Source organism: Bradyrhizobium sp. CCBAU 25338 (assembly GCF_028128965.1).
GTDB lineage: Bacteria > Pseudomonadota > Alphaproteobacteria > Rhizobiales > Xanthobacteraceae > Bradyrhizobium > Bradyrhizobium liaoningense.
Genome location: NZ_LFKY01000028.1, coordinates 69,534 through 96,425, shown reverse-complemented (window position 1 = coordinate 96,425; position 26,892 = coordinate 69,534). Strand labels below are relative to the sequence as shown.

Annotated in this window: 22 protein-coding genes; 13 read left to right on the top strand and 9 right to left on the bottom strand. The window is 66.6% G+C overall.

Annotated features, from left to right (window positions below):
- The first annotated feature begins 12 nt into the window (after positions 1 to 12).
- Together ACM42_RS10010 and ACM42_RS10005 are read left to right on the top strand one after the other, a co-directional pair.
- Entirely contained in the window at positions 13 to 3,318 is a 3,306-nt protein-coding gene (locus ACM42_RS10010) for an acetyl-CoA carboxylase family protein (protein ID WP_271527761.1), read from the top strand.
- Between the two features lie 241 nt (positions 3,319 to 3,559).
- The gene (locus ACM42_RS10005; RefSeq protein WP_271527760.1) at positions 3,560 to 5,422 is read left to right on the top strand and encodes a sigma-54-dependent Fis family transcriptional regulator; all 1,863 of its coding nucleotides are present in this window, start codon (positions 3,560 to 3,562) and stop codon (positions 5,420 to 5,422) included.
- Positions 5,423 to 5,620: 198 nt separating this feature from the next.
- On the opposite strand, the gene ACM42_RS10000 is transcribed toward ACM42_RS10005, so the two are convergent.
- Together ACM42_RS10000 and ACM42_RS09995 are read right to left on the bottom strand one after the other, a co-directional pair.
- A complete protein-coding gene (locus ACM42_RS10000) occupies positions 5,621 to 6,175 on the bottom strand; it encodes a flavin reductase family protein (protein ID WP_271527759.1) in 555 nt (184 codons plus the stop codon).
- Between the two features lie 57 nt (positions 6,176 to 6,232).
- The gene (locus ACM42_RS09995) at positions 6,233 to 7,330 is read right to left on the bottom strand and encodes an LLM class flavin-dependent oxidoreductase (protein ID WP_271527758.1); all 1,098 of its coding nucleotides are present in this window, start codon (positions 7,328 to 7,330) and stop codon (positions 6,233 to 6,235) included.
- A 217-nt stretch (positions 7,331 to 7,547) separates the two neighbouring features.
- Between ACM42_RS09995 and ACM42_RS09990 the strand changes: the two genes are divergently transcribed.
- The 3 genes from ACM42_RS09990 to poxB all read left to right on the top strand — a co-directional run bounded on the left by ACM42_RS09990 (position 7,548) and on the right by poxB (position 10,953).
- Positions 7,548 to 8,474, top strand: coding sequence for a 2-dehydro-3-deoxygalactonokinase (locus ACM42_RS09990; protein ID WP_271527757.1), 927 nt, complete (start codon positions 7,548 to 7,550; stop codon positions 8,472 to 8,474).
- 1 nt (position 8,475) lies between these two features.
- The gene (locus ACM42_RS09985; protein ID WP_271527756.1) at positions 8,476 to 9,108 is read left to right on the top strand and encodes a 2-dehydro-3-deoxy-6-phosphogalactonate aldolase; all 633 of its coding nucleotides are present in this window, start codon (positions 8,476 to 8,478) and stop codon (positions 9,106 to 9,108) included.
- A 108-nt stretch (positions 9,109 to 9,216) separates the two neighbouring features.
- A complete protein-coding gene (gene poxB, locus ACM42_RS09980) occupies positions 9,217 to 10,953 on the top strand; it encodes a ubiquinone-dependent pyruvate dehydrogenase (protein WP_271527755.1) in 1,737 nt (578 codons plus the stop codon).
- A gap of 205 nt (positions 10,954 to 11,158) precedes the next feature.
- Here poxB and ACM42_RS09975 read toward each other — a convergent pair whose 3' ends face one another.
- Both ACM42_RS09975 and ACM42_RS09970 read right to left on the bottom strand, forming a co-directional pair.
- Positions 11,159 to 11,524: a hypothetical protein gene (locus ACM42_RS09975; protein WP_271527754.1), complete on the bottom strand. Its 366-nt coding sequence runs from the start codon at positions 11,522 to 11,524 to the stop codon at positions 11,159 to 11,161.
- Positions 11,525 to 11,591: 67 nt separating this feature from the next.
- On the bottom strand, positions 11,592 to 12,500 hold the full coding sequence (locus ACM42_RS09970) for a PaaI family thioesterase (protein ID WP_271527753.1): 909 nt from the start codon (positions 12,498 to 12,500) through the stop codon (positions 11,592 to 11,594).
- A gap of 149 nt (positions 12,501 to 12,649) precedes the next feature.
- On the opposite strand from ACM42_RS09970, the gene ACM42_RS09965 reads away from it, so the two are divergent.
- Positions 12,650 to 12,970: a hypothetical protein gene (locus ACM42_RS09965; RefSeq protein ID WP_028179329.1), complete on the top strand. Its 321-nt coding sequence runs from the start codon at positions 12,650 to 12,652 to the stop codon at positions 12,968 to 12,970.
- Positions 12,971 to 13,009: 39 nt separating this feature from the next.
- Here the strand turns inward: ACM42_RS09965 and ACM42_RS09960 are convergent, their stop codons facing one another.
- Positions 13,010 to 14,479 (bottom strand): amidase, encoded by a 1,470-nt coding sequence (locus ACM42_RS09960; protein WP_271527752.1) that lies wholly within the window; start codon positions 14,477 to 14,479, stop codon positions 13,010 to 13,012.
- 130 nt (positions 14,480 to 14,609) lie between these two features.
- Positions 14,610 to 15,722, bottom strand: a complete 1,113-nt coding sequence (locus tag ACM42_RS09955; protein ID WP_271527751.1) for a ring-opening amidohydrolase — start codon at positions 15,720 to 15,722, stop codon at positions 14,610 to 14,612.
- A 283-nt stretch (positions 15,723 to 16,005) separates the two neighbouring features.
- Here ACM42_RS09955 and ACM42_RS09950 point away from each other — a divergent pair, with 283 nt between their 5' ends.
- From ACM42_RS09950 to ACM42_RS09935, 4 genes are all read left to right on the top strand, one after another.
- The gene (locus tag ACM42_RS09950) at positions 16,006 to 18,342 is read left to right on the top strand and encodes a Tex family protein (protein WP_271527750.1); all 2,337 of its coding nucleotides are present in this window, start codon (positions 16,006 to 16,008) and stop codon (positions 18,340 to 18,342) included.
- A 315-nt stretch (positions 18,343 to 18,657) separates the two neighbouring features.
- Positions 18,658 to 19,116 (top strand): hypothetical protein, encoded by a 459-nt coding sequence (locus tag ACM42_RS09945; protein WP_271527749.1) that lies wholly within the window; start codon positions 18,658 to 18,660, stop codon positions 19,114 to 19,116.
- 100 nt (positions 19,117 to 19,216) lie between these two features.
- The gene (locus ACM42_RS09940) at positions 19,217 to 19,909 is read left to right on the top strand and encodes a response regulator transcription factor (RefSeq protein ID WP_271527748.1); all 693 of its coding nucleotides are present in this window, start codon (positions 19,217 to 19,219) and stop codon (positions 19,907 to 19,909) included.
- Positions 19,896 to 20,972, top strand: a complete 1,077-nt coding sequence (locus tag ACM42_RS09935) for a sensor histidine kinase (protein WP_271527747.1) — start codon at positions 19,896 to 19,898, stop codon at positions 20,970 to 20,972. Before ACM42_RS09940 ends, ACM42_RS09935 begins: the two co-directional genes overlap by 14 nt.
- Positions 20,973 to 20,984: 12 nt before the next feature.
- On the opposite strand, the gene ACM42_RS09930 is transcribed toward ACM42_RS09935, so the two are convergent.
- Positions 20,985 to 21,356, bottom strand: coding sequence for a response regulator transcription factor (locus ACM42_RS09930; protein WP_271527746.1), 372 nt, complete (start codon positions 21,354 to 21,356; stop codon positions 20,985 to 20,987).
- Positions 21,353 to 22,219 carry a S1C family serine protease gene (locus tag ACM42_RS09925; RefSeq protein WP_271527745.1) on the bottom strand — a complete coding sequence of 289 codons (867 nt, stop codon included), beginning with the start codon at positions 22,217 to 22,219 and terminating at the stop codon, positions 21,353 to 21,355. The genes ACM42_RS09930 and ACM42_RS09925 overlap by 4 nt, the downstream gene beginning before the upstream one ends.
- Before the next feature lie 182 nt (positions 22,220 to 22,401).
- Between ACM42_RS09925 and ACM42_RS09920 the strand changes: the two genes are divergently transcribed.
- Positions 22,402 to 23,367, top strand: a complete 966-nt coding sequence (locus ACM42_RS09920) for a VOC family protein (RefSeq protein ID WP_271527744.1) — start codon at positions 22,402 to 22,404, stop codon at positions 23,365 to 23,367.
- A 15-nt stretch (positions 23,368 to 23,382) separates the two neighbouring features.
- Here the strand turns inward: ACM42_RS09920 and ACM42_RS09915 are convergent, their stop codons facing one another.
- Positions 23,383 to 24,519, bottom strand: a complete 1,137-nt coding sequence (locus tag ACM42_RS09915; protein WP_271527743.1) for a GGDEF domain-containing protein — start codon at positions 24,517 to 24,519, stop codon at positions 23,383 to 23,385.
- Positions 24,520 to 24,693: 174 nt separating this feature from the next.
- On the opposite strand from ACM42_RS09915, the gene ACM42_RS09910 reads away from it, so the two are divergent.
- Together ACM42_RS09910 and ACM42_RS09905 are read left to right on the top strand one after the other, a co-directional pair.
- Positions 24,694 to 25,569 (top strand): dihydrodipicolinate synthase family protein, encoded by an 876-nt coding sequence (locus ACM42_RS09910; protein WP_271527742.1) that lies wholly within the window; start codon positions 24,694 to 24,696, stop codon positions 25,567 to 25,569.
- Between the two features lie 171 nt (positions 25,570 to 25,740).
- Positions 25,741 to 26,832 (top strand): S1C family serine protease, encoded by a 1,092-nt coding sequence (locus ACM42_RS09905; RefSeq protein WP_271527786.1) that lies wholly within the window; start codon positions 25,741 to 25,743, stop codon positions 26,830 to 26,832.
- Positions 26,833 to 26,892: the final 60 nt, after the last annotated feature.

Genomic DNA, 26,892 nt, shown 5'->3' with positions numbered 1-26,892 from the left:
GTGAGAGAGATCATGTCGTTCAAGAAGCTCCTGATTGCCAATCGCGGCGAGATCGCCATTCGCATCGCGCGCGCGGCAGCCGATGCCGGCATCGCGACGGTCGCGATCCATCCTGCGGACGATGCGCTGTCGCTGCATGTGCGCGTTGCGGACGAGGCGGTCGAAATCCCCGGCCGCGGCGCGCGGGCCTATCTCGACATCGACGCCGTGGTGAAGGCGGCCAAAGCGGTGGGCTGTGACGCCGTGCATCCCGGCTATGGCTTTCTCAGCGAGAACGCGGCCTTCGCAAAGGCCTGCTCCGACGCAGGGATCACGTTCGTTGGCCCCAAGGCGACGGCGCTCGAACTGTTCGGCGACAAGGTCGCGGCGCGGCAACTGGCAAAGCGCTGCGGCGTGCCGATCATCGCCGGCACCAGCGGGCCGTCGAGTCTCGAGGAGATCACGGCCTTTTTCGCGTCGCTCGGCAGCAACGCGGCAATCGTGATCAAGGCGATGGCCGGCGGCGGCGGTCGCGGCATGCGCGTGGTGGAGAACGCGCCCGATCTCGCGGAAGCCTATGCGCGCTGCCAGTCCGAGGCCAGGGCGGCGTTCGGCTTTGACGGCGTCTATGCCGAGCGGCTGATCCGGCAGGCACGCCACATCGAGGTGCAGATCATCGGCGACCACCATGGTGCGATTTCCCATCTCTGGGAGCGCGAATGCACCATCCAGCGCCGTCACCAGAAGCTGATCGAGGTGGCGCCGAGCCCCTCGCTGAGCGACGCCTTGCGCGGCCGCATCATCGAGGCGGCGAAGCAGCTTGCTGCGGCGGCATCTTACGACAATCTCGGTACCTTCGAGTTCCTGGTCGACGGCACGGCCGAGGACAGCTTTGCCTTCATCGAGGCCAACCCGCGGCTCCAGGTCGAGCACACCGTGACCGAAGAGGTGCTCGGGCTCGACCTCGTCCGCGCCCAGCTCGCGGTGGCTGCAGGCAGCACGCTGGCCGCGCTCGGCCTTGCGCAGGGATCGATCCCGAAGCCGCGCGGCTATGCCATGCAGCTTCGTGTCAACATGGAGACGCTGGACGAGACGGGGGCGACCCATCCGACCGGCGGCGTGCTTGCCGTGTTCGAGCCGCCGTCGGGCCCGGGCGTGCGCGTCGATAGTTTTGGCTATGCCGGCTACAAGACCAGTGCCGCCTTTGATTCGCTGCTGGCCAAGGTCATCGTGCATACGCCGGGCGAGGCCTGGCATGACGTGGTCGCAAAGGCCTCCCGCGCCTTGCGCGAGTTCCGGATCGACGGCGTCGTCACCAACATCGCTTTCCTCCAGGCGGTGCTCGCGCATCCCGATTTCAGGATCAACCGCATCGCGACCGATTTCATCGATCGCAATATCGGCAGGCTCGTCGGGGCGGCCGAGGGCGCGGCAAAGCCGCTCTACTTCGCTGCGACCGAGCGAAGCGGTGCTCACGGCACGGAGGCGCACGTCGCGCAAGTGGTGCCCGAAGGCGCGGTGATGGTCGCAGCGCCCCTGCAAGGAACCATCGTCACCATCCAAGTCAAGGAAGGTGAGATCGTGCGCCCCGGCCAGCAGCTTGCCGTGATCGAGTCCATGAAGATGGAGCATCTCGTCATGGCCGAGCAGGGCGGCCGGGTCATGAAGCTCCTTGCCAGCGACGGGGTCACGCTGATGCATGGCGAGCCGATCCTGTATCTCGAACCGCTTGATGTTGCGGCTGATAGCACCGCAGCGGAAGCCGACATCGATCTGGACCACATCCGCCCCGATCTCGCGGAGCTGATCGCGCGCCAGGCCAATACGCTCGACGAGAACCGCCCGGCCTCCGTCGAGCGCCGCCGCAACACCAATCAGCGCACCGTGCGCGAGAACGTCGCCCAGCTCGTCGACGAAGGCTCGTTCATGGAGTACGGCAGCCTTGCGATCGCGGCACAGCGCCGCCGGCGCAAGCTCGACGATCTCATCAAGAACACGCCGGCCGACGGCCTCGTCATGGGCGTCGCCACCGTGAATGCCGAGAAATTCGGCCCCGAGGGCGGGCGCTGCATCGTCCTGGCCTATGATTACACCGTGCTCGCGGGCACGCAGGGCCATATGAACCACAAGAAGATCGACCGCATGCTGACGCTCGCGGAGGATTGGCGCGTGCCGCTGGTGTTCTACGCCGAGGGCGGCGGCGGCCGGCCCGGAGACACCGACCGGCTCGGCATGACCGGGCTCGACGGTCCGTCCTTCGTGCAGTTCGCAAGGCTCTCGGGCCTCGTGCCGGTGGTTGGCGTGGTCTCCGGCTATTGCTTCGCCGGCAACGCTGCGATGCTCGGCTGCTGCGACGTCATCATCGCCACCAAGAACGCCTCGATCGGCATGGGCGGTCCGGCAATGATCGAGGGCGGGGGGCTCGGCGTCTATCACCCGGCCGAGGTTGGCCCGGCCTCGTTCCAGGCGCCGAACGGGGTCATCGACATCCTGGTCGAGGACGAGGAGGAGGCGACGTCCGTCGCGCAGAAATACCTGTCCTATTTCCAGGGGGCGGTTACGAATTGGGAGGCCGCCGACCAGCGCCTGCTCCGCCGCGCGATCCCTGAGAACCGGCTGCGCGTCTACGACATCCGCAGCGTGATCGACCTCGTCGCGGACCAGGACAGCGTGCTGGAGCTGCGCCGCGACTACGGCGTCGGCATGATCACCGCGCTGATCCGCATCGAGGGCAAGCCGTTCGGCCTGATCGCCAACAATCCGCGCCATCTCGGCGGCGCGATCGATGCCGATGCCGGCGACAAGGCCGCGCGATTCCTCCAGCTCTGCGACGCCTTCGATCTGCCGATCGTCTCGCTCTGCGACACGCCCGGCTTCATGGTCGGCCCGGAGGCCGAGAAGACCGCGATCGTGCGCCACGTCTCGCGCATGTTCGTCACAGGCGCGAGCCTCACCGTCCCGCTGTTCGGCATCGTGCTGCGCAAGGGCTACGGTCTCGGGGCGCAGTCCATGATCGGTGGCGGCTTCCACGCCTCGTTCTTCACCGCGGCCTGGCCGACCGGCGAGTTCGGCGGCATGGGGCTCGAGGGCTATGTCCGCCTCGGCTTCCGCAAGGAGATGGAGGCGATCGCCGATCCCGGGGAGCGCGAGACCTACTACCGCAACAAGGTCGCCGAGCTCTACGCCAACGGCAAGGCGGTCTCGATCGCCTCCGTGTTCGAGATCGACAACGTCATCGACCCCGCCGAGACCCGGCGCTGGATCATGGCGGGCCTGCGCTCGGTGCCGAAGCCCGAGCCGAGGACGGCGAAGAAGCGGCCGTGCATCGACACGTGGTGAGGGCGGTGCAGCAAATCGGCTCTGTCTGAGCATCCAGGCATTCTGCTTCGACACCGTCATGCCCGGGCTTGTCCCGGGCATCCACGTTCTTTCGCAGTCGCGGCAATACGTGGATGGCCGGAACGAGCCCGGCCATGACGACACGGAGATAGCTCGCCATGCCTCCGTTCCCGGTTCCCGATTGACATCCCCGCCCGTGGTGCCAGACTTTGCACAATAATACAGGGTGGAGACGTCCGCGATGGCCAGCCTTTCGGCCTCGAACCATGTCGCCCGTGTCTTGTCCGTCGCCAATCACGTGGCCGACGTCGATGCCTCGTCGCGGATCGCCAGTTCCTGGCGGCGCTGCCTGGTCAGTCACAAGCTCGATCCGGCCCGCCAGGGGCCGCCGCAGACGCTGACCGAAGCCGAGATCCGGCACGCCGCCGAGCCGATGGAGCAGACGATCAGGCTCGCAATGCCCGAGCTCGACGATCTCGCCCGTGTGCTGCGCGACGCCGGTTACTGCGTCAATCTCGCGGATGCGAACGCGACCATGCTGTTCAGCCGCCTGCCGGGCGAAGCCGATGCAAAGATGTTTCTGGACTGGAAGATCTACACCGGCTCGAACTTCGCCGAGACCTTCGAGGGCACCAATGGGCTGGGGACCGCGCTCGCGGAGGAGAAGCCGATCCTGGTGCATCGCGACGAGCATTTTCGCGCGCAGTGGCACATGTTCTCCTGTGCCGTGGCCCCGCTGTTCGACCAGGCCGGACGTCTCGCAGGTGCGGTGAACATCACCTCCTGCCGGGAGGATCTCGAACGTACCGCGCACCAGCTTGCGCTGGCTGTGACCATGGAGGCGACGCGGCGGATGGAGGGCGCGATCTTCCGTGGCCATTTCCACAACGCCTGGATCGCCACCGTGCCCGGCGACGGCGGCAGCGGCCTCATCGCCTATGACGACGACCGTCGCATCATCGGCGCCTGCCGTTCCGCGCGTCTATTGCTGGGCCTAACCGACGGCATGATCGCCTCCGGCATTGATCTGTCGCGCTACATCGAGTTCGACCATCGGGCCGAAGGTGGCGCGGAGGATGTCGTCCGGCTGCGCCGTGCCGACGGCAGCGCCCTGGGCCAGGGCCATGTCGCGCCGCCGCTGCGCGGGAGGGCGCGTCCGCTCGCGCCGCGCCGCGATGCGCCAGTCGATCGCTTCGACGCGCTGCACCGGCTCGCCGGCCGCGATCCCGGCCTGATCAAAAGTGTGAACCGGCTCAGGCGCATCGGGGATCACAATCTGCCGGTCCTGCTGCATGGCGAGACCGGTGTCGGCAAGGACGTGTTCGCGCGCGCCATTCACGCCGCCAGCAATCGGGCGCGTCACAACTATGTCGCGCTGAATTGCGCGGCGATGCCGGAGAGTCTGATCGACGCCGAACTGTTCGGCTATGAGGCCGGCGCCTTCACCGGCGCCCGGCGCGACGGTTCGAAGGGCCTGATCGTGCAGGCCGACCGCGGCACGCTGTTCCTTGACGAGATCGGCGACATGCCGATCGGCTTGCAGACGCGCCTGTTGCGCGTTCTGGAAAACCGCGAAGTTTGGCCGCTGGGCGCGCTCAAGCCTGTCGCCGTCGACATCCGCCTGATCAGCGCCACACATCGCGACCTCGGCCGCATGGCGGAGCAGGGCGCGTTCCGCGCCGATCTCTACTTCCGCCTGCGCGGCATCGAGGTGCGGCTGCCGGCGCTGCGCGAGCGCGCCGACAGGGACGATGTCATTCGCCAGATCGCGCGTGAGGAAGCGCCGAATTGTCGCCTGTCGGACGAGGCCTGGTCGCAGCTCGCGGCCTATCCGTTCCCCGGCAACATGCGCCAGCTCCGCCACGTGCTGCGGCTCGCCGGCTGCACCGCGGAAGACGGTGTCATCACGGATGCCGATCTCGATCTGCCGCCGTTCGGCGGACGGGCGGCGGAGCCCGATCTCGCGGCCGCCGAACGCGCCACGATCGCCGAAGCCCTGCGCAAGCACGGCGGCCGCGTGACGGAGGCGGCGCGTGCGCTGAAGCTCAGCCGCGCCACGCTGTATCGCAAGATCAAGCAGTTGAAGATCGCGACGGCGCAGTAGGTCGCTATCAGTTCGCGAAGGGGCGTCTTTCTTCCCCTCTCCCCTTGTGGGAGAGGGTGGCTCGACGCGCAGCGGTGAGACGGGTGAGGGGTCTCTCTCCGCGAGTCCAATTCTCGTTTCAATACGCGGAGAGATACCCCTCATCCGGCGCTTCGCGCCACCTTCTCCCCACAAGGGGAGAAGGGAAGAGGGCCGCCACTACGAGAAATCCGTCCAGCTCAGATGCCGCGCGTCGAGGTCGCCGATCGTCACGCCCTCGCGCATCTCCCGCGGCGTATGGAAGTTGCTGCGCAAGTACACGAGCGGCGTCGCCATGGCCGAATGCGAGACGTCACGCACCTCGCCCACGAAGATCGAATGCGTCCTGGTCTCGAATTCCTGCGCCAGAACGCAATCGAACGCGGCGACTGCATCGGTCAGTACCGGCGCGCCGGTCTCCCCGCGCGTCCACTGGCCAAAGGCGAAACGATCGTCGCCATTGACGCCCTTCTGGCCGCTGAAGGTCAGCGCCAGCACCGCGTGATCCTCGTGCAGGAAGTTGATCGCAAAGGCGCCTTCCTCGCGGATGCGTGCATGGGCGCTGGCGTTGCGATTGACGCAGACGATCAGCGAGGGCGGGTTATCCGACAGTGAGCAGGCCGAGGTTACCGTCAATCCCGTGCGCTTGCCGTGCTCGGCGCCCACGGTGACGAGCGCCACGGCGCCGGCGCATTGGCGCATCGCCTGCTTGAAATCCTTTGCGTCCACGCTCACGCCGAGATCTCCGAAATGAATGCGGGTGCGCCACGATCGCGCCGCACCCGCTGTCGGTCAAGCCGCCTTCTTCGCGGAGCCGAGATGCTTCAGGCGCGGCATCACCTCGTTCTTGAGCAGCGAGAGCGAGTGGTGCCAGGCTTCCGGCTTGTGCTTGTAGTCGAAGCCGAACACGCAGAGCACGCCGAAGCCGCCGACCTCGTCGTAGATCTTCTCGATCTTCTCGGCGACCGTCGCCGGCGAGCCGACGATCCAGTTCCGCTTGGCGCAATATTCGACGGTGACGTCGCTGTCGGGCACGTCGGGCGCGTGCTTCAGATAGTCCTTGAAGCCGAAATGGCCGAGCAGCGGCAGGAAGTACTCACCCATCATCCGGCCCATCATGTCGCCGGTCGAGAGCTTCCAGGCCTCCTCGTCGGTGTCGGCAACGAACACCTCGCGCACCAGCCGCCAGTCCTGCCGGTTCGGCTTGCGCCCGGTCTTGGCGGCCCCGATCTCGACCGAGTCCCAGTGGCTGCCAACATAGGCCGGGTTGAGGTTGAGGCTCATCGGGATGAAGCCGCGCTCGCCCGCAAGCTTCAGCGTGTCCGAGTTCTTCGACAGGCCGGCGACGCCGATCGGCGGATGCGGCGCCTGCAGCGGCTTGATGTGCGGCTTGAGGAAGTCGAACATCGTGTCCGGCTTGGAGACCGTCCAGAACTTGCCTTTGTAGGTCCAGGGCGCGGGATCGCTCCACATCTTCAGGATGATCTCCAGCGCCTCGCGGGTCATGTCGCGGTTCTGCCCGCTCATGCCGTCGACGTTGAACATCGCCCAGTCGCTCGGCAGGCCGGATGCGGCGACGCCGAAATTGAGCCGGCCCTCGGAGAGATGGTCGAGCATGGCGACGCGGTTGGCGAGCTCGGCCGGGTGGTGATAGGGCAGCAGGAAGCCGCCCGGTCCGATGCGAAGCTTCTTGGTCTGCATCAGCGCCTGCGCGATCAGCAGGTCCGGCGTGGGATTGGGTTCCCAGGGCGCGGTGTGATGCTCGCCTATCCAGGCTTCCTGATAGCCGAGCTCGTCGAGCCAGCGCAGGACCTGCAGATCCCAATCGTGTCCTTCCTTCAACCCGCACTCCGGCGGATGCGAAGGCATCGTGAAATAGCCGATCTCCATGGGTTTCCTCTTCTGATGTTGACGCGTCTTCTCGCGCGTTGACGGCGTTGAACGACCAAGCTTCAGCAAGCGGTGTGCCAGCATGGCGGAGCCGCAAATTGAAGAGAAAGCGCTGGTTTGCCCGCGCAATAGCCGGTATCTCGACGGGAGCCTGCAAGACATCGTCTCATTTGTCGCGAGACGGCGTCTCAGCCGTGAGACGAGGACGAGACCTGACATGACCGAACCCGCTTATGTCGCGGTGGACTGGGGCACCAGCAGCTTCCGGCTCTGGCTGATCGATGGCGCCGGCCAGGTGCTGGCCGAGCGCCGCAGCGGCGAGGGCATGCTGGCCGCGGCGAAGGCCGGCTTCCCGGCGGTGCTGCGATCGCATCTTGCGGCGGTCGAAGCGCCGGATCATCTGCCGGTGCTCGTTTGCGGCATGGCCGGTGCCCGCACCGGCTGGGTCGAGGCCGGCTATGTCGACACGCCGGCGCCGCTCTCTGCCGTTCTGAAGCAGGCCGTGCGTGTGCCGGGCGAGGCGCGCGATATCCGGATCCTGCCGGGCATCGCGCAGCGCGACCCGAAGGCGCCGGATGTCATGCGCGGCGAGGAGACGCAACTGCTCGGCGCCCTCGGCCTCGATACCGCGGGCGAGGCGCTGGTCTGCATGCCCGGCACGCATTCGAAATGGGTTCGCGTGAAGGACGGCACGGTCGCGCATTTCTCCACCTTCATGACCGGCGAGCTGTTCAGTGCTGTCTCGCGCGAGACGATCCTGTCGCTCGCGGTCGCCGGCGCAGACGATGCCGAGGATGTCGCGAGCTTCAAGGCGGCAGTGAACGCCGCGTACGAGGCGCCGGCTTTCGCGGCCAATCTCCTGTTCGGCGCGCGGTCGCGACAGCTTCTGTTCGGCGGCACGCCGGCCGCCGCGCGCGAGACGCTGTCGGGCACGTTGATCGGTGTCGAGCTGGCGGCAGGGCTCTCCGGCACCGTGCCGCAGGCGGGTGTCATGCTGATTGCCTCGGGACGGCTCGCGGTGTTGTACCGGCTGGCTTTCGAGGCGTTATCGATGACCGCAAGGCCGGTCGATGCGGATGAAGCCGTTCGCCGCGGTTTGTCGATGGCGGCTGCCGCGATCTGGACGAAGCAGAAGGATTCTTGAGATGAGCGTTCCTTTTCCGCCGATGAAGCGGCCGCTGGTCGCGATCTTGCGCGGCGTCAAGCCCGAGGAGACCGAGGCCATTGTCGGCGTGCTGATCGAAGCCGGCATGACCGCGATCGAGATTCCCCTGAACTCGCCCGATCCGTTCCGCTCCATCGCGATGGCGGTGAAGCAGGCGCCATCAGGCGTGTTGATCGGCGCCGGCACGGTGCTGACCACGGCGGATGTCGATCGTCTCAACGACGTCGGCGGCAAGCTCATGGTCTCGCCCAATGTCGACACCGAGGTGCTCGCGCGCGCGCATCAGCATGGCATGGTGACGATGCCCGGCGTGTTCTCGCCGACCGAGGCGCTGCTCGCCGCGCGCTCGGGCGCGTCGAGCCTGAAGTTCTTTCCGGCGAGCGTGCTCGGCGCCTCCGGCATCGCCGCGATCAGGGCCGTGCTGCCATCAGGCGTGATGATCGCGGCCGTCGGCGGCGTCTCCGACCAGAACTTTGCGGAGTACATCAAGGGCGGCGCGACGGCGTTCGGCCTCGGCTCCAGCCTCTACAAGCCCGGCATGACGGCGGCGGATGTCGCAGCTCGCGCGAAGGTCACAGTCGCGGCCTACGATCGGGCAATTGCGAAAAATTGAGCCGGAACAGACAAGCCATGATCGTGTCATAGCTTATTGTCCCTCGCGGTGTCGCAACCGATGTTTGCGCATCGTAGACATGCGACTGGCTGAAGCAGGAGACCGACAATGGCGATCAACAACGTAGCCGATCTTTTCGTGGCAACGCTCGAACAGGCAGGCGTCAAGCGCATCTACGGCATCGTCGGCGACAGTCTGAATGCGCTGACCGAAGCGCTGCGCCGTCGCGGCACCATCGAGTGGATCCACGTCCGGCACGAGGAGGTTGCAGCGTTTGCAGCGGCCGGCGAAGCGGAGATGACCGGGAGCCTCGCAGTCTGCGCCGGTTCCTGCGGCCCGGGCAATCTGCATCTGATCAACGGGCTGTTCGATGCTCACCGCAGCCGCGTTCCGGTGCTGGCGATTGCGGCGCAGATCCCCACCGCCGAGATCGGCGGCGGCTATTTCCAGGAGACCCATCCGCAGAATCTGTTCCGCGAATGCAGTCATTATTGCGAGCTGGTCTCGGATTCGAGCCAGCTTCCCTACGTGCTCGAGAATGCAATTCGCGCCGCCGTCGGCCTGCGCGGCGTTGCCGTCGTTGCCATGCCCGGCGACGTCGCCTTCCGCAGTCCCCCGAAGCGTGAGCTGTCGACGGCGCGCGGCCTTGCCTTGTCGGCGCCAAAAGTCGTGCCGGAGGCCGATGAGCTGAAGGCGCTGGCGGACCTCCTCAACGCCGCCGAGCGCATCACCCTGTTCTGCGGCCGAGGCTGCGCCGGCGCGCATGCGCCGCTGATGCAACTGGCGGAAGCTCTGAAGAGCCCGATCGTGCATGCGCTCGGCGGCAAGGAGCATGTCGAGTACGACAACCCTTACGACGTCGGCATGACCGGATTCATCGGCTTCTCTTCGGGCTATGCCGCCATGCACGCCTGCGACGCGCTGGTGATGCTCGGCACCGATTTTCCCTACAAGCAGTTCTTCCCGACCAACTGCCAGATCGCGCAGATCGACATCCGCCCGGAAAATCTCGGCCGGCGTTGCAAGATCGATCTCGGCCTCGTCGGCGACGTCAAGCTCACCATCGAGGCGCTGCTGCCGCTGCTCGAGACCAAGACGCAGCGCAAGCATCTCGACGATGCTGTCGCGCACTACAAGAAGGCTCGCGAAGGGCTCGATTCGCTCGCCAGGGGCACGCCGGGAACCAAGCCGATCCATCCGCAATATCTCGCCAAGGTCATCAGCGACCATGCGTCCGAGGATGCCGTGTTCACCGCCGACGTCGGCACGCCGACCGTGTGGGCCGCGCGCTATCTCGATATGAATGGCCGCCGCCGGCTGATCGGCTCTTTCGTGCACGGATCGATGGCCAACGCGATGCCGCAGGCGATCGGCGCGCAGGCCGCGCAGCCCGGCCGCCAGGTCATCTCGCTCTCCGGCGACGGCGGCTTCACCATGCTGATGGGCGATCTGATCACGCTGACGCAGATGAAGCTGCCGGTGAAGGTCGTCGTGTTCAACAACGGCGTGCTGGGCTTCGTCGCGCTGGAGATGAAGGCGGCGGGCTTCGTCGACACCGGTGTCGATCTGGAGAACCCCGACTTCGCCGCGATGGCGCGCGCGATGGGTATCTTCGCGAAACGCGTCGAGGATCCCGGCGAGCTCCCGGGCGCGATGAAGGAGATGCTGGCGCACAATGGGCCGGCGTTGCTCGACGTCGTCACCGCTAAGCAGGAGCTGTCGATGCCGCCGACCATCACGACCGAGCAGGTCAAGGGTTTCAGCCTCTGGGTCCTGCGCGCGGTGATGAACGGCCGCGGCGACGAAGTGTTGGATCTTGCGAAGACGAACCTGCTGCCGCGCTAAAGCGTGACGAGATGAGGCTTGATCGTTGCAACGACGCAGGTGCGCTCCCTCTCCCGCCTGCGGGAGAGGGTCGGGGAGAGGGTCTTTCTGCAATGGGATAATCCCCAAGAGGAGAAGCCCTCACCCGGCGCTTCGCGCCGACCTCTCCCGCTTGCGGGAGAGGTGAAGGAGCCGCGGCGACCGATTCAACCTTGAGTCATTCGCGCTAGCCCCGCTTCACCGATGGCACGGGCATCTGCTCATGGCGGCGCTGGAAGCGCTGCCAGTGCAGCGCGATGCCGACCAGCAGCGCCGGCACAAAGCCGAGCGCGATCAGGAAATGCGGCAGCGCCTTCGCTGAGACGAAAGCAATTGCAATATCCGAGATCAGCCATAGCGCTGCGAACATGACCGCAAAGTCCGTGCGCGGGCAGCGCAGGTAATAGAACACGGCGGTGACGATGATGGCGGGACCGATGGCGACCGCGATCATGACCGCCGTCAACTCCTTCGGCGTCAGCGCGTCGAGCACCATCGATGCCAGCAGCCAGAGCGCGGCGAACATGGCGACGATGTCGAGCGGATGCCGCAATTCAATACCTCTCGCGGGGACGCGCTATCGTTGTGGCCGGAACTTCGGCCGTCAAGTCAAAATGCGCTTATTCCTCATCACTTCCCGGCGTCGGGCGCAGCATGAAGTGACCGAAAGCGGTGGCGATCGGCTTGGTCGCATCGTCCTGCCAGGCCCGCGCCTCGAAGGCAACGATACGCCGGCCCTGCTTCACGATCGAGACGTCGGCGAACGTGTCGAGGGCACGGCCGGAGCGGAGATAGTTGACGGTGAGGCCGATCGGCTTGGGCGGCGCGGCAGCGCCGAGCTCGCGCGCCACGCCGACGATCGCGGTGGTCTCCAGGAAAGCGCCAGTCATGCCGCCATGGATCGCGGGCAGGATCGGATTGCCGATGATCTTCGGCGAGAACGGCATCGTCAGCGTGCCGTCGTCGTTGACGCGAATGCCGAGGCAGCGCGCGAACGGGCTGCGGGCAAACGGACCGTTTGGATCCTCCGGCGCCTCCAGCGTCGGAATGCTGCGCGAATCCATCCTGCGGTCCGCCAGCATGTTGGTGCGGTTGGCGCCGATCATGAAGCAGGCGGTGGCGGTCGCGACCGGATCGTCCTCCGACTCCTGATAGGCGGTGGAGCGCACGAAGGCGATCGAGCGTGTGGTGCGGTAGCAGACCGAATGCGCCTTGATGTCGAGGCCCGGCGTCGCCGGCTTCTGGTAGTCGATGCGCAAGTCCAGGGTTGCGATCGCGCGCGTGCCGTCAAGCGCCAGTTGCACGGCCATGCCGCAGCTCTCGTCCAGCATCGCCGTGACGACGCCGCCGTGCAGCACGCCGGTCTCGGTGTCGCCGACGAAGACGGGCCGGTAGGGCAGGCTGGACCATGCCTCGGCGGGCGCGAAGCGGTCGAGCTGGAGCCCGCTGATATGGCCGTAATCAGAGCGGCGGCCCTTGATGGCTTCGGCGAGTTCCTCGAATGGGAGCGTGACAGGTTCAGTGGACATGGCGATGTTCTAGACCAGTGCCCGCCGCCGCGCAAAACCCCGATTGTGCCTTGCTCGGGACCCCTGCCGGGGGCGGTTTGGCCTCGACAGGGCGGGCCAAAGCAACGATGGTGGGCGCTTCGTTCGTCCAATGCCCGCAAGGAGCGCCCATGACCGACCCCGAAACACCCGGCACCAATCAGGGGCCCGTCACGATTTCCACCTCGAGCTCGGAGCGGGCGCCGATCATCTATTTCGACGGTGCATCCTGCTTCGGTCACCACAACGGCGCGATCCAGATCGAGCTCGCCGCAAACCTCCTGATGCCGGTCGGCGCCGCCGTCAGGGTCGACGTTGTCCAGACCGCGCATTTGCGTTGCAGCGTGGCCGCGGCGCTGGCATTGCGCGAAGCGCTCGACAAGGCGCTCGCGATGTACCAGCAGGGCCAGCAGCAGCCGCGCCCGGAGGAAATTCCGACCGTAAAGAACTGAGGCAGGAGCGCGATCGCATGTTGCTGCGATCGCAGCCCGTCAGCTCACATGCTCCTTCGGCTTCTTGCCGCCGTTCCACTTGCCGTCGAGCGCGCGCTCGATCTGGGCGGCGAGTTGCAGCAGCAGGCCGTCATTTGCCTGCTTGGCGATGGCCTGGATGCCGAGCGGCAGGCCGTGATCCTGGGTTGCCATCGGCATCGATATCGCCGGCATGCCGCAGAGATTGGCGAGCGGCGTGAAGGCGAAGTTGCGCCAGAGATTGCCGAACCAGTCGAGCACGTCGGGATTATCGGAGATGGTGAGGTATTCCCTGGTGCCGACCTTCGGCGTCGGCAGCGCCGTGATCGGCGTCAGGATCACGTCCCACTGCTCGAAGAAGGCGCCGAAGCCGCGCGAGGTCGTGTTGAACACGCCCTGCATCTTCGCCCGCTCGGCGAAGCTCGTGTGCCGGCCGGCTTCCCAGATGCGGATGTTCATGGGTTCGATCAGATCTTCCGGCGGTTTTTCCAGCCCGCGCGCAGCGAGCATGTTGGAGATCACCACCGCGAAATTCGAGATGTAGCAGGTGGTCTGCGCCGCGAACGCGGCACGGAAATCGACCTCGGGCAGGGCGTAGTCGACGTGATGGCCGAGGCCTTCGAGGAAGCGGCCGGCCTTCTCCAACTCGGCGGCGATCTCAGGCGTGGCGGTATAGTCGCCCCATGTGTGTGAGAGCGCAATGCGGAGCTTGCCGGGATCGCGCTTGATCATCTCGGAATAGGGCTGCGCCGTGGTCCAGAACGGCATGAACTCGCCGGGCGCAGGCCCGCGCGCATGGTCGACGAAGGCGGCGGTGTCGCGCACCGAGCGCGATTGGCAGCCCTGGATCGAGACGAGGCCGGTGAGGTCGGACATATGCGGGGCGAGCGAGAACACGCCGCGCGAGACCTTCAGCCCGATATTGCCATTGACGCCGGCGGGAATGCGGATCGAGCCGCCACCGTCGGTGGCATGCGCGATCGGCACCACGCCCGCGGCGACCATCGCCGCGCTGCCCGCGGACGAGCCGCAGGTGGTGTAGTCGGTATTCCAGGGATTGCGCGTGACGTAGACGGCGGGATTGTCGGCGGAACTGCACACGCCGAATTCCGGCGTCGTGGTGCGTCCGATCAGGTTCAGCCCGGCCTGGCGGAATTTTCCGGTCAGGAACGTGTCCGCGCCGGCGCGATTGCCGCGCATCAGCAGCGAGCCCATCTCCTGGAGCCGTCCCTTCATGGTCGGCCCGAGGTCCTTCATCAGGAAAGGCAGGCCGGCGAACGGGCCGGCGAGATTGGCGCCATCCTTGGCGGGGTCGGCGATCACGTCCTCGAACAGCTCGACCACGCCCGACAGTGCCGGATTGACCTTGGCAACGCCGGCCGCGGCCTGCCGCGCCAATTCCTTCGCCGTCAGCTCGCCCTTGCGGACGCGCCCTGCCAGCGCGACTCCGTCGTGCTGCGCCCATTCATTCCAGCTCATCGGCAAAGTCATGACGTCAAAATCCTCTTGGATAGCGGCTATCTTCCTTTCGCAAGGAACGGTCCGAATCAAGCGAGCCGGCGCGAGGGGCAGGGTTGCGTGGGGCGGACAGGTCGCAAGCCCCGGAAGATGCCGGGTCGTATCAATCCGACAGTCGCGCAATCGCTGCAACCGGCCCGCCGCCCGGGGGACCCTGGTGCTCGGCGCCGCCGGACACGTAGACCGCCCCGGTGCCGGCAAGGCCAGCGATCAGGCCGCCGACCGCTGCGCGGGCGTGGCGTGTCGAGCTGATGTCGGTGTCTTCCTGCATGGTGTGGCGAAAGCCGCGCACGCTGCCATCAGGCGAGGCCTCCGCCTTGGCGAAGATGTTGACGAGCTCGCGGCCCTTCGTTGCCTGCGGCGCGATGCGGAGTCCGACGCTTTGCAGCGCCGCGGTCACCGCGACGGCGTCGATGGCGTCGCTCATCACGGCATGACCGATCTCGAATTCGCTTGCTGATGCCGCCGAGTTGCCGAGCACGATGACGACGTTGTGCATCAGCTCGATGCCTGATGAGGTGGAGGCAACGGACGAGAACAGATCGTAGCGCCGCAGCACGTCCTCATCGCGGAGATCGGCTGCAATCTCGCCGAGCGCGACGGCGACGCCGAGCGCGGAGGCGCCGCGGGAATAGGCCATCGAGGCGTAGGCGCTGGTCGTCGCTGTCTTGCAGCCGCGCGCCGCTGCCGCCTCGACGCGATCGCTGGTAAGCAGCGGGCACTTGATCTGCACGAAATGGATGTCGGCGGGATCGCTGATGCCGGCATCCGCCATGGCGGCCTTCACGGCGGTCGCCGTCTCCGTGATCTGCGCGGAGCGGCCGAGCTCCTCAGGCAGGAAATCCCGTGTCTGCGCCATGCCGATGCTCAGCCGCTTGCCGGAGAGGCCTACCGGAGGGGCGTCGACGGTTCGGCGTGTGAACACCGTGATGTGCGGGCTGAGCACGCCCTCGGTGCCGCCGGACATCACGAAGGCGATGCGCTGCTCGACCTCGTGCGGCGGCAGGTCGAGGTGTGGCGCCAGCGCCGCGCACAGCGCTCTGACGGCGTATTCCCGCGTGAAATCGTTGACGCCGCCATTGCCCTCGGTCTTGCCGAGGATCGCCAGGATCTCGCGCGGGTCGATCGCGCCCGAACCGATCATGGCCATGAGACCGGAGACATCGCCGGGGCCCGTGGTGGCGACCTTGAAGACGCCGACCGATGTTGTACGCATGACTGTCCTTGTGTGGAGTTCGGGGGCCCGGCGGAGCAAACAGCCGCTGAACGGCGGCTCCTGTCAAGCAGGATGACGGATCGGCTATCCTGGTCTGCCGCGACGCAGGAGAGAAGCCGCGCGCCCCCACGAATGTGGCGAGATCGCATCGATCCGGCAAAAAATCCTCTGTCGACGGTTGCGCACCCCACCTTGATGAATCAACCTCGGTTGGTCCATAAGCGGCGTCCCGCGGCCGGTGCTTTTCGCCCTGCGTCGCGTGCTTTGATAGAGGGAATCTCGCGTGGCAAATATCAACCACAAAATTGCGCAGGAGCTTGGGGTTCGCGCCGAGCAGGTCGAGGCGGCGGTGACGCTGCTCGACGGCGGCGCCACGGTTCCCTTCATCGCCCGCTACCGCAAGGAAGCGACCGGTGCGCTCGACGACGCGCAATTGCGCACCCTGGAGGAGCGCCTGGTTTACTTGCGCGAGCTCGAAGACCGCCGCAAGGCCATTCTCGAATCGGTCCGCGAGCAGGGCAAGCTCGATGCAGCCCTCGAAGCCACGATCATGGCCGCCGACAGCAAGGCACGCCTCGAAGACATTTATCTCCCTTTCAAGCCGAAGCGCCGCACCAAGGCGGAAGTTGCCAAGGAAGCGGGCCTCGAGCCGCTCGCCAATCAGTTGCTGGCGGAGCCCGGCAACGATCCGAAGGTCGTGGCAGAAGGCTTCGTCAACGCGGAGAAGGGCGTTGCGGATGCCGCCGCCGCGCTCGACGGCGCCCGCGCCATCCTGGTCGAGCGCTTCGACGAGGACGCCGACCTGATCGGCGCATTGCGCGAGGAGATGTGGACCAACGCGCGCATGGCCTCCAAGGTGCGCGACGGCAAGAAGACCGAGGGCGAGAAGTTCGCCGACTATTTCGATTTCTCCGAGCCGCTGACCAAGCTGCCATCGCACCGCATTCTCGCGATGTTCCGTGGCGAGAAGGAAGAGATCCTCGATCTGCAGATCCTGGCCGAGGCGGAGGCGCCGCCGCCGGGCGTGCCGAGCGCCTATGAACTGAAGATCATGAAGCGGTTCGGCATCGCCGACCTCAAGCGACTCGGCGACCGCTGGCTGATCGACACCGTGCGCTGGGCCTGGCGCACCAAGATCCAGGTGCATCTCAACATCGACCTGCGCATGCGGCTGTGGAATTCGGCCGAGACCGAGGCCGTGCGCGTGTTCGCCTCGAACTTGCGCGACCTCTTGCTGGCCGCCCCAGCCGGCACCCGCGTCACCATGGGGCTCGATCCCGGCTACCGCACCGGCGTCAAGGTCGCGGTCGTCGACGCCACCGGCAAGGTGGTCGACACCACCGCGATCTATCCGCACGAGCCGCAGCGGCAGTGGAACGAGTCGCTGGCGACCCTCGGCAGGCTCGCCCTGAAGCATCGTGTCGAGCTGATCGCGATCGGCAACGGCACCGCCTCGCGCGAGACCGACAAGCTCGCCGCGGACCTCGTCAAGGGCCTGCCCGAATTGAAGATGACCAAGATCGTCGTGTCGGAAGCCGGCGCGTCGGTCTATTCGGCCTCGGCTTTCGCCTCGGAGGAATTGCCCGGCCTCGACGTCACCCTGCGCGGCGCCGTCTCGATCGCGCGGCGGCTCCAGGACCCGCTGGCCGAGCTCGTCAAGATCGAGCCCAAGGCGATTGGCGTCGGCCAGTATCAGCACGACCTCGGCCAGGCCAAGCTCGCAAAATCGCTCGACGCGGTGGTCGAAGACTGCGTGAACGCCGTCGGCGTCGACGTCAACACCGCCTCCGCGCCGCTGCTTGCGCGCGTGTCCGGCGTCGGCGCAGGTCTTGCGCAGAGCATCGTGGCGCACCGCGACGCCAACGGCCCGTTCAAGTCGCGCAAGGCGCTGAAGGACGTGCCGCGGCTCGGGCCCAAGGCGTTCGAGCAGTGCGCGGGCTTCCTGCGCATCCTCGGCGGCGAGGACCCGCTCGACGCCTCCGGCGTGCATCCGGAAGCCTATCCGGTGGTGCGCCGGATTCTCGCGGCGACCAAGAGCGACATCAAGGCGCTGATCGGCAGCAGCGAGATCGTGCGTACCCTCAAGCCGAAGGATTTCGTCGACGAGACCTTCGGTCTGCCCACCGTCACCGACATCCTGCGCGAGCTGGAAAAGCCGGGCCGCGACCCGCGCCCCGCGTTCAAGGCCGCGGTGTTCAAGGAGGGCGTCGAGGAGATCAAGGACCTCAAGAAGGGCATGATCCTCGAGGGCACCGTCACCAACGTCGCCGCCTTCGGCGCCTTCGTCGACATCGGGGTGCACCAGGACGGTCTCGTGCACATCTCGGCGATGTCCAAGACCTATATCAAGGATCCGCGCGAGGTGGTGAAGCCGGGCGATATCGTCAAGGTGAAGGTGCTGGACTTCGAGGTCGCCCGCAAGCGCATCTCGCTGACGCTGCGCCTCGACGACGAGGTCGGCGCCAAGAAGGACGCTCCCGGCATGCAGCGCGACAACAGCTCGCGCAATCCCGCCCGCATGACCTCATCGGCTCCGCGCAAGCAGGAGTCTTCGGGCGGCGGTGCGCTTGCGGAGGCACTGCGCCGTGCGGCCGAGAAGAGTGGCGGCAAGCGGGTGTGAGGTAATTCGAGAGCGACTGTCTCGCCGCTTGCTTCACCTCTCACGCTTGCGGGAGAGGTCGACGCGCGCCGGGCGATACGAAGCATCGTCCCGCGGGTGAGGGCTCTCTCCACGGTCGGGCTCTTGCCCGCGGAAGTACCCTCTCCCAGCCCACTCCCGCAAGCGAGCGCGGCTCCGTCGCGGCAGCGGCCCGGACCTCCCTAACTTGTGAGTCAGAATCTGGCGCATTTGTAAGTTGAAGGCGCCTGCTCCTTCTTCTCATCTAATCCTCCTCGCGCGGCATGGGGACTGCCGCGCTGCAAGGAGGACGTTTCGATGAACAACAGGCTTCTCAAGAGCCTCACGGCGATCTTGATCGCAGCAACGATGGCAGTCGCTTCACCGGTGCTCGCGCGCGGCGGCGGAGGTCATGGCGGCTTTGGCGGTGGCGGCCATTTCGGTGGCGGGGGCCATTTCGGTGGTGGCGGACATTTCGGTGGTGGCATGCACGCCGGCGGCTTCGGCGGCATGCGTGCCGGCGGCATGGGCGGCGCACGCTTTGCTCACGCCGGCGGGCCTGCCTTCGGCGGGGCGCGCTTCGCGCACGCGGCGATCGGGCCGCGCTTCGCCGGCGCGGGATGGCACGGCCGCCATGGCTTCCATCATCACCATTTCCGTCGTTTCGGCGTCTTCGGTGCGCCCTATTTCTACGGCGGCTACAATGACGGCTGCTGGAGCAGGAGCTGGACGCCCTATGGGTGGCAATGGGTCAATGTGTGCGGAGACTACTGGTAGTCGCATCGCCGTACCGCACCATTGTCGCGATCGCCACCGGGCGGTTCCGCTCAGCCCCGGAACGGGATAGTCTGGTGGCGATCGTCGCGCGGAGCTTGTCATGAGCGGAGGTCACCGTCGCATCCTGGTCGTCGAGGACGATCCGGAAACCGCAGGCCAGCTCGTCGAGGAGCTGACCGTCTCGGGCTACGACGTCGACCTCGCAGCCAATGGCCGCGAAGCCCTGAGCCACGGCGCCGCGCGTGACTATGCCGTGATCACCATCGACCGCATGCTGCCCGATATCGACGGCATCAGCGTGATGCGCCAGTTGCGCGACGACGGCATCGTCGCGCCCTTCCTGATCATCTCCGCGCTCGGCGAAGTCGACGACCGCGTGCGCGGCCTGCGCGCCGGCGGCGACGATTATCTCGTCAAGCCGTTCTCCTTCACCGAATTGCTGGCGCGGCTCGAAGCACTCGGCCGCCGCAGCGAGACCATCGCCAAGGAGACGCTGCTGCGCGTCGGCGATCTCGCGATCGACCTGATCGCACGGGCTGCCTCCCGCCGCGGCCGCAAGATTCCGCTGCTGCCGCGCGAATTCCAGCTGCTCGAATATCTCGTCCGCAACGAGGGCCGCGTCGTATCTCGCGCGATGCTGCTTCAGCACGTCTGGGACCTGCATTTCGATCCGTCGACCAATATCATCGACGTCTATGTGGGGCGTGTTCGTCGCAAGGTCGACGATGCCCAGGACTATCCGCTGATCCACACCATCCGCGGCATCGGATATTGCCTCCGTGCTCCTGGCTAAGACCCTTCGCTCCTCGACCTTTCGCCTCGCGCTGATCGCGATCGCGGCGTTCGGGTTGATCGTCGCGGCGATCATGGCCTATGTCTATTTCGGGACGCTTGCTTACGTAGAGCGCCGGCTCGGCACGGTCGTCGATCATGACGGCTTCACCGGCATGATCGAGCTCGCGATGGTCGCGGTCGCCATGCTGCTGCTCGTGCTCGCCGGGCTCGCGGCCGTGCTGGTGACGCGGCGCACGGTCGGACGGATCGAACAGATCAACGCCACCAGCCGCGCCATCATGCTCTCCGGCCTCGACCAGCGTATCCCCTTGCGCGGCAGCAACGACGAGTGGGACCGCGTCGCCGAAAACCTCAACCAGATGCTCGACCGCATCGAGACACTGATGGGCGAGGTGAAGCAGGTCAGCGACAACGTCGCGCACGATCTGCGGACGCCGCTGACGCGCATGCGCGGCCGGCTGGAAAAGGCCTATCACGCCCCGCGCAACAGCGAGACCGACGCCGCGCTGATCGGGGACACCATCGCCGATCTCGATGCCGTGCTCGGCATGTTCACTTCCATCACCCGGATCTCCGAGATCGAGACCCGCGCCCGCACCGGCGCCTTCCGCGCCCTTGATCTCGCCGAGATCGCCGGCGAGGTCGTCGAGCTCTACGATGCCGCCGCCGAGCAGGTTACTACAAAGCTCACCCTTGCCGGAGAACGCGACGTGGCGATCACGGGCGACCGCGACCTGCTGTTCGACGCCATTGCCAATCTCGTCGATAACGCGATCAAGCATGGCTGCAAGGGCGGGCAGGTGACCGTGACCTGCCGCAGAGCCGATGGCGCTGCGGTGATCACGATTGCCGACGACGGTCCGGGCATTCCCGCCGGGCAGCGCGATCACGTCTTCAAGCGCTTCTACCGGCTCGAACGGAGCCGCTACACGCCGGGCAATGGCCTCGGCCTCAGCCTCGTCGCCGCGGTCGCGCACCTTCATGGCGCCGAGATCGCGCTGCATGACAATGCGCCGGGCCTCACGGTCAAGCTCAGCTTCCCGGCGGCGTCAGCGCCGTGAGGCTGGGCGGCGTCAAAGCTCGATCACGCCGCGACGCGCGGCGTGCGCGACTGCATCGGTGCGGCCGGTCGCGTCCAGCTTGTCCAGCAACGAGCCGACATGGAATTTCACGGTGTGCACGGAGATGCCGAGCTGACGCGCGATCATCTTGTTCGAGGCACCTTCCGCCATCAGCGCCAGCACGTCGAGCTCGCGCTGCGTTAGCGCGATGTCCTCGGGCATGATGCGCGGATCGCGCGCGACGATCGTCGCAGCGGCCTGCTCGCCGGGCGCGGCGAGACGAAGCCCGGGGATATTGCCGAGCAGCGCCGTCAGGCGATCGGCGAGGGCGGGGTCGTCGATCTCCAGCGCGAGCACGATCTCGGCCGTCTTGTCCTCGCTCACGCCTCCGGCCTCTCGGCGACCGTGACCCTGAAGCTGGCCGGCTCGCCGCCGCGGCGCACTGCGACGTCGACCACCGCGCCGACGCTCGAAGGTCCGAGCGTTTGCGCCAGCGCCCGCACGCCGGACAGCTTCTGGCCGTTGACTGCCACAATCACGTCGCCCTGACGGATGCCGGCCGCGGCCGAGGGGCCGGCCTTGTCGACATTCATCACCATGGCGCCGATGCCGTCGTCGAGCCGTACCGGCTGGAGCCCGAGGCCGAGATATCCCCGCGCGATGCGACCGCGCGCCTCCAATTGCGCCGCGACGCGCTCGATCGTCGCCGTCGGGATCACCAGGACGCGCCGCGGTCCGAGCACGGCCATGCCGAAGGCCTCGCCCGATGCATCGAGCGCGAGACCGCCCTGCTGGCTGCCGCGCAGGCGGACGTCGAGCTCGATCCGGGCATCGATGTCGCCGCCGCGTAAGGAGCGCCAGCTCTTGCCGGATGCCGACACCATCCCGAGCGCGGCGCTCGGCGTCTCGCGATTGGTGGCGACCACCACCGACAAGGCGCCGAGCGGCGGGACTGTCGCGGCGAGCTTGACCGGCGCGACGGCGGCATCGACGCGCAGCAGTGCGATGTCAGAGGTATGGTCGCGGCCGGCGATCGTGGCGGCCGCGGTGCTTCCGTCGGCAAGGCCGATCTCGACCGCGCCCTCGTCCGCCAGCGCCTCGTCGGCAGTGACGATCAGGCCGGGTTTCCAGGCGAAGCCGGTGGCGCGGGAGCGGTGCGAACGCACGGAGACGACGGACGGCGCCGTGCGCGTCACCACGTCCGCAAGCGCGAACGACAGGGAGGACAGGGGAGTAGGGGCGGTCATGGCAAGCTCCTGTAAGCTGCCCTCAATCTGGGATATCGCAGGCGCGTGCGAAACTGGCCGGGTGGCCAGGACTTCCCTCCGCGCGGCCGACGAACATGTGATTGGGACCCGCTCACGGGAACGTGTAGCAATCGGCCGACATGCGCCGCATGGCCTCAACCATTTTGAACGGGCCCTGACCGATGACCATCGATCTCACCCGCCGCACTCTGCTGCAACTCGCCGGCGCAACCTCGCTCGCGATGGCGGCCGCAGCCGCGGCGCGCGCCGAGGGCGTTCCTCAAGGCGGCGGGCCGACCTTTGCCAGCCGCACGCCGATGCGGGTCGGGATGGTGACGCTGCGGGTGAAGAATCTCGACAAGGTTGCGGACTACTACCGCGACGTGATCGGGCTTGCCGTGATGGAGCGTTCGGCGACCGCCGCGAAGCTCGGCACGGCCGGCATGGCGCTGCTGGTGCTGGAGGCCCGTCCCGATGCGGGAATCGAGCCGCGCAATGCCGCCGGCCTCTACCACACCGCCTTCCTGATGCCGACGCGAAAAGACCTCGCGCGCTGGCTGGTGCATGCCGCCTCGCACCGCGTGCCGCTGTCGGGTTTTGCCGATCACCTCGTCAGCGAGTCCGTCTATCTCGACGACCCCGAGGGCAACGGCATCGAGGTCTATGCCGACCGCGATCCCTCGCAATGGCAATGGAGCGAGGGCAGCGTCAAGATGGCGACCGACGAGCTCAACATCCCCGACCTGCTGTCGCTGACCAATACACGCGTCGCCGACTATGCCAAGGCGCCGGACGGCTTGCGCGTCGGCCACATGCATCTGCGCGTCGGCGATCTCGCGCAGGCCGAGAGCTTCTATCACGGCACGATCGGCCTTGATCCGACGCGCAAGCGCAGCGGCGCCGCGTTCCTGTCGTCGGGCCGTTATCACCATCATCTCGGCCTGAATGTCTGGCAGAGCCAGGGCGCGGGCCGGCGCGATGATGCCACCACGGGCCTTGCATGGTTCTCGCTGGTGACGGCGAAGCAGGACATTCTCGCCGCGCAGGAGGAACGCCTGCGCAAGGGCGGTGCGCAGCTCACCACGCTTGCGAATGGTGTGGAGGCGATCGATCCATGGGGCACGCGGGTGCGGCTGCTCAAGGCGTGATCGAAGGCGGCAGCTTCAGCCTGCTGCGCGTTCGAGGCGGATGTCCTCATCCGCCCATGCGCAGCGGCTGCCTCCGGCACGTTTCGCTGCGTAGAGGGCGCGGTCGACCTGCTCGAGAAGCTGCGCCGTCGCACCGGCGGTTGCGGCGCCAGCGCTGACGAGAATTCCTGCGCTCGCGCCGATGCGGACCGGAATGTCGGTCAGCAGGAACGGGATCGAAAGATCGAGAATGGCCCGGCGCGCCAGGGCGAGTGCTTCCTCGCGGCCGTCCTCGCCTGCGGCAACCGGCTTGAGCATCATGAACTCGTCGCCGCCGAAGCGCGCGGCAAGTCCGGTCCCGCCGATGCAGAACGACAGCCGCTCCGCCACTTGGCGCAACAGATCGTCGCCGACGTGATGGCCGTGGCGGTCGTTGACCGGCTTGAAGCCGTCGAGGTCGATGGCGATGATGGCGAAGTTTCCGCGCGTCTCCGCCAGCGCCTGGAAGAACGCGGCGCGATTCGGCAATCCCGTCAGGAAATCGTGGGTCGCCTGGCGCGCCAGCCGGTGCTTTGCTTCGAGCCGCTCGACGAAGGCGGCGCTGAGATGCTTGGACGCCTCGCGCAATGTGAGCCAGAAGAACACCAGCATGACCGCGCCGAGCTTGTAGGCGAGCTCGGGGCGGAGCAGGCCGGCCAGGATGGTCGGCATCAACAGCACCGCGGCGGTGGTCAGGATGATCCAGGGTCGGATCGCCGCGCGCGAGACCATGCCGACGCAGAAGGACATCGAAAGCCCGAATGCGATCCAGGCGCCGGGTCCGTCGTCGAGCTGGAGCGCGCGATAAGACAACATGCCCAGCGCAAGACCGAAGGCGGACGCGCCGGCGCCGTAGAGCCCTTCCCAGCGGATCACGTCGGCATCGGAGAATTGCGCAGCGCGCGACTTGTAGCGGAACAGGGAAGCGATGCGGGCTGCGGCCGTGATGAAGATGAAGACCGAGATCACGGCATAGCCGGTATCGCCGCTCATGAGCGTCAGCGCGGCCGCGCCCGTCACCGACGTGACGCCAATGGCGGACACCTGCGGAAGCGACGTGTACAGGAGATCCACGAGCTCGCGCCGGATGCGCGGATCGGGATGCAGGAATCTGGACAACATTGTCAGAGTCATGGCCGGCACCATCTCTGCTTGTTCCTAATAAGGGGTAGGGAAGGGACACGAGACGATCGTTGCTGCGCAACGTCCTTAAAAAGTCGTCAATGCACAGGCTTGCTGGCGATTTTGCCCCGTGTTAGCAGCGATTGAGGGGCGCCATGGCGGCCTGATGTCCCGAATGCACCTTACATGTCCGAATTCCACGGTGTCTTTCCCTATCTCGTCTCGCCCATCGATGCCGACGGCACGGTGCGGACCAACGTGCTCGCAAAGCTCTGCGACGACCTGATCGGCGCCGGCGTGCACGGCCTGACGCCGCTGGGCTCGACCGGAGAATTCGCCTATCTCAACGCCGAGCAACGCACGGCGATCGTGCAGACCACGATCGAAGCCGCGCAGGGCCGCGTGCCGGTCATCGCAGGCGTTGCGTCCACCTCGACGGCGGATGCGGTGGCGCAGGCGAAAGCCTGCCAGAGGCTCGGCGCCGACGGCATCCTGGCGATCCTGGAAGCCTATTTCCCACTCGCCGACGCCCAGGTCGAATCTTACTTCCGCGCCATCGCCGATGCCGTGGACATCCCCGTTGTCATTTACACCAATCCGCAATTTCAGCGTTCCGATCTCACCCTCGACGTCATTGCGCGCCTCGCCGAACATCCGCGCATCGGCTACATCAAGGATGCCTCGACCAACACCGGCCGGCTGCTCTCGATCATGAACCGCTGCGGCGATGCCTTGCGGGTCTTCTCCGCCTCGGCCCATATCCCCGCCGCAGTGATGCTGATCGGCGGCCGCGGCTGGATGGCGGGACCGGCCTGCATCATTCCGCGCCAGAGCGTCGCACTCTACGAGTTCTGCAAGGCCGGACGGTGGGACGAGGCCATGGCGCTGCAGCGCCGGCTGTGGCGCATCAACGAAGCTTTCGCCCGCTTCAACCTCGCCGCTTGCATCAAGGCGGGCCTTTCGATCCAGGGCTACGACGTCGGCGATCCCGTCTCGCCGCAGGTGCCGCTCACGGCCGAGGCAAGGAAGGTCGTGGAAATGGCGCTGCGCGAGCTGACCTAGCTGTTTACTACGCGGCAATATGCCCCGGCACCCGTGCATGAGCCAGAAAAGCCCTTACCTGCCCAACCGGGAAACTTCCGTTCGTTTGCGACGTTGCAGCGTAAGCCGGATCTGTCACCCCATGCATATGCATCCCAAGGCCGCATTCAGCACTGGAGACGGTGGTCACCGATGAATCGTCGCTACGCGATTGCCGCGGCAGCCTTCGCCGCCCTGCTGCTTGCCGTCACTGCCGCGAAGATCCTGCATGTCCCTGTCCCATGGGCGGCGCCCTCCGCACGCGCGGTCGAGCAGCGCGGTCCGCTGTCCGATGGCGAAAAGGCGACCATCGAAATCTTCGAGCGCGTGTCTCCTTCGGTCGTCCAGGTGGCGGTGAAATCCGCGGCCAATCCTCTCATGGGTGAGGAAGGCCAGGGCGGCTCTTCCGGCACGGGATTCGTGTGGGATCGCGACGGGCATCTCGTGACGAACAATCACGTCGTCGCCAGTGGCGGCGAGATCGCCGTGCGCTTTGCCTCGGGAGAGGTGGCCCAGGTCGACCTCGTCGGCACGGCTCCCAATTACGATCTTGCGGTGCTGCGGATCCGCAGCGTGCGCGAGCTTCCGCCGCCGGTGGCTCTCGGCAGTTCGAGCGACCTGAAGGTCGGGCAATCCGCCTTCGCGATCGGCAATCCGTTCGGACTGGACCAATCGATGACGAGCGGCATCATCAGCGCGCTCAAGCGCAGGCTTCCGACCCATGGCGGCCGTGAGATTGCCAACGTCATTCAGACGGATGCCGCGATCAACCCGGGCAATTCGGGCGGACCGTTGCTGGACTCCGCCGGCCGGCTGATCGGCGTTACGACGGCGATCATATCGCCGTCCGGTTCGAACGCCGGCATCGGCTTCGCGGTCCCGGTCGACGTCGTGAACCGGATTGTGCCCGAGCTCATTCGCAACGGGCGCGTGCCGACACCCGGCATCGGCATCGTAGCCGCCGGCGAGGATGTTTCGACCCGGCTTGGCGTCGAAGGGGTGATCGTGGTGCGGACGGCCCCCGGTAGTCCTGCCGAGCGGGCGGGGATTCGCGGTGTCAACCTTTCGACTGGAGCGGTTGAAGACATCATCACCGCTGTCGAAGGCAAGCCGGTGCGGCGCCTTTCCGACCTGACCGATGCGCTGGAGCAGGCCGGCGCCGGGAAGACCGTTCGCCTCACGGTCAAGCGGGGCTCGGACACCCGTGACGTGAATGTGGGCATCATCGACATCGAACGTTCCTAACCCGCGATTTGCCCGGCTAAAAGCGGCGCGGCACGCATTGCAGATGTGCCGCGGCTCGGT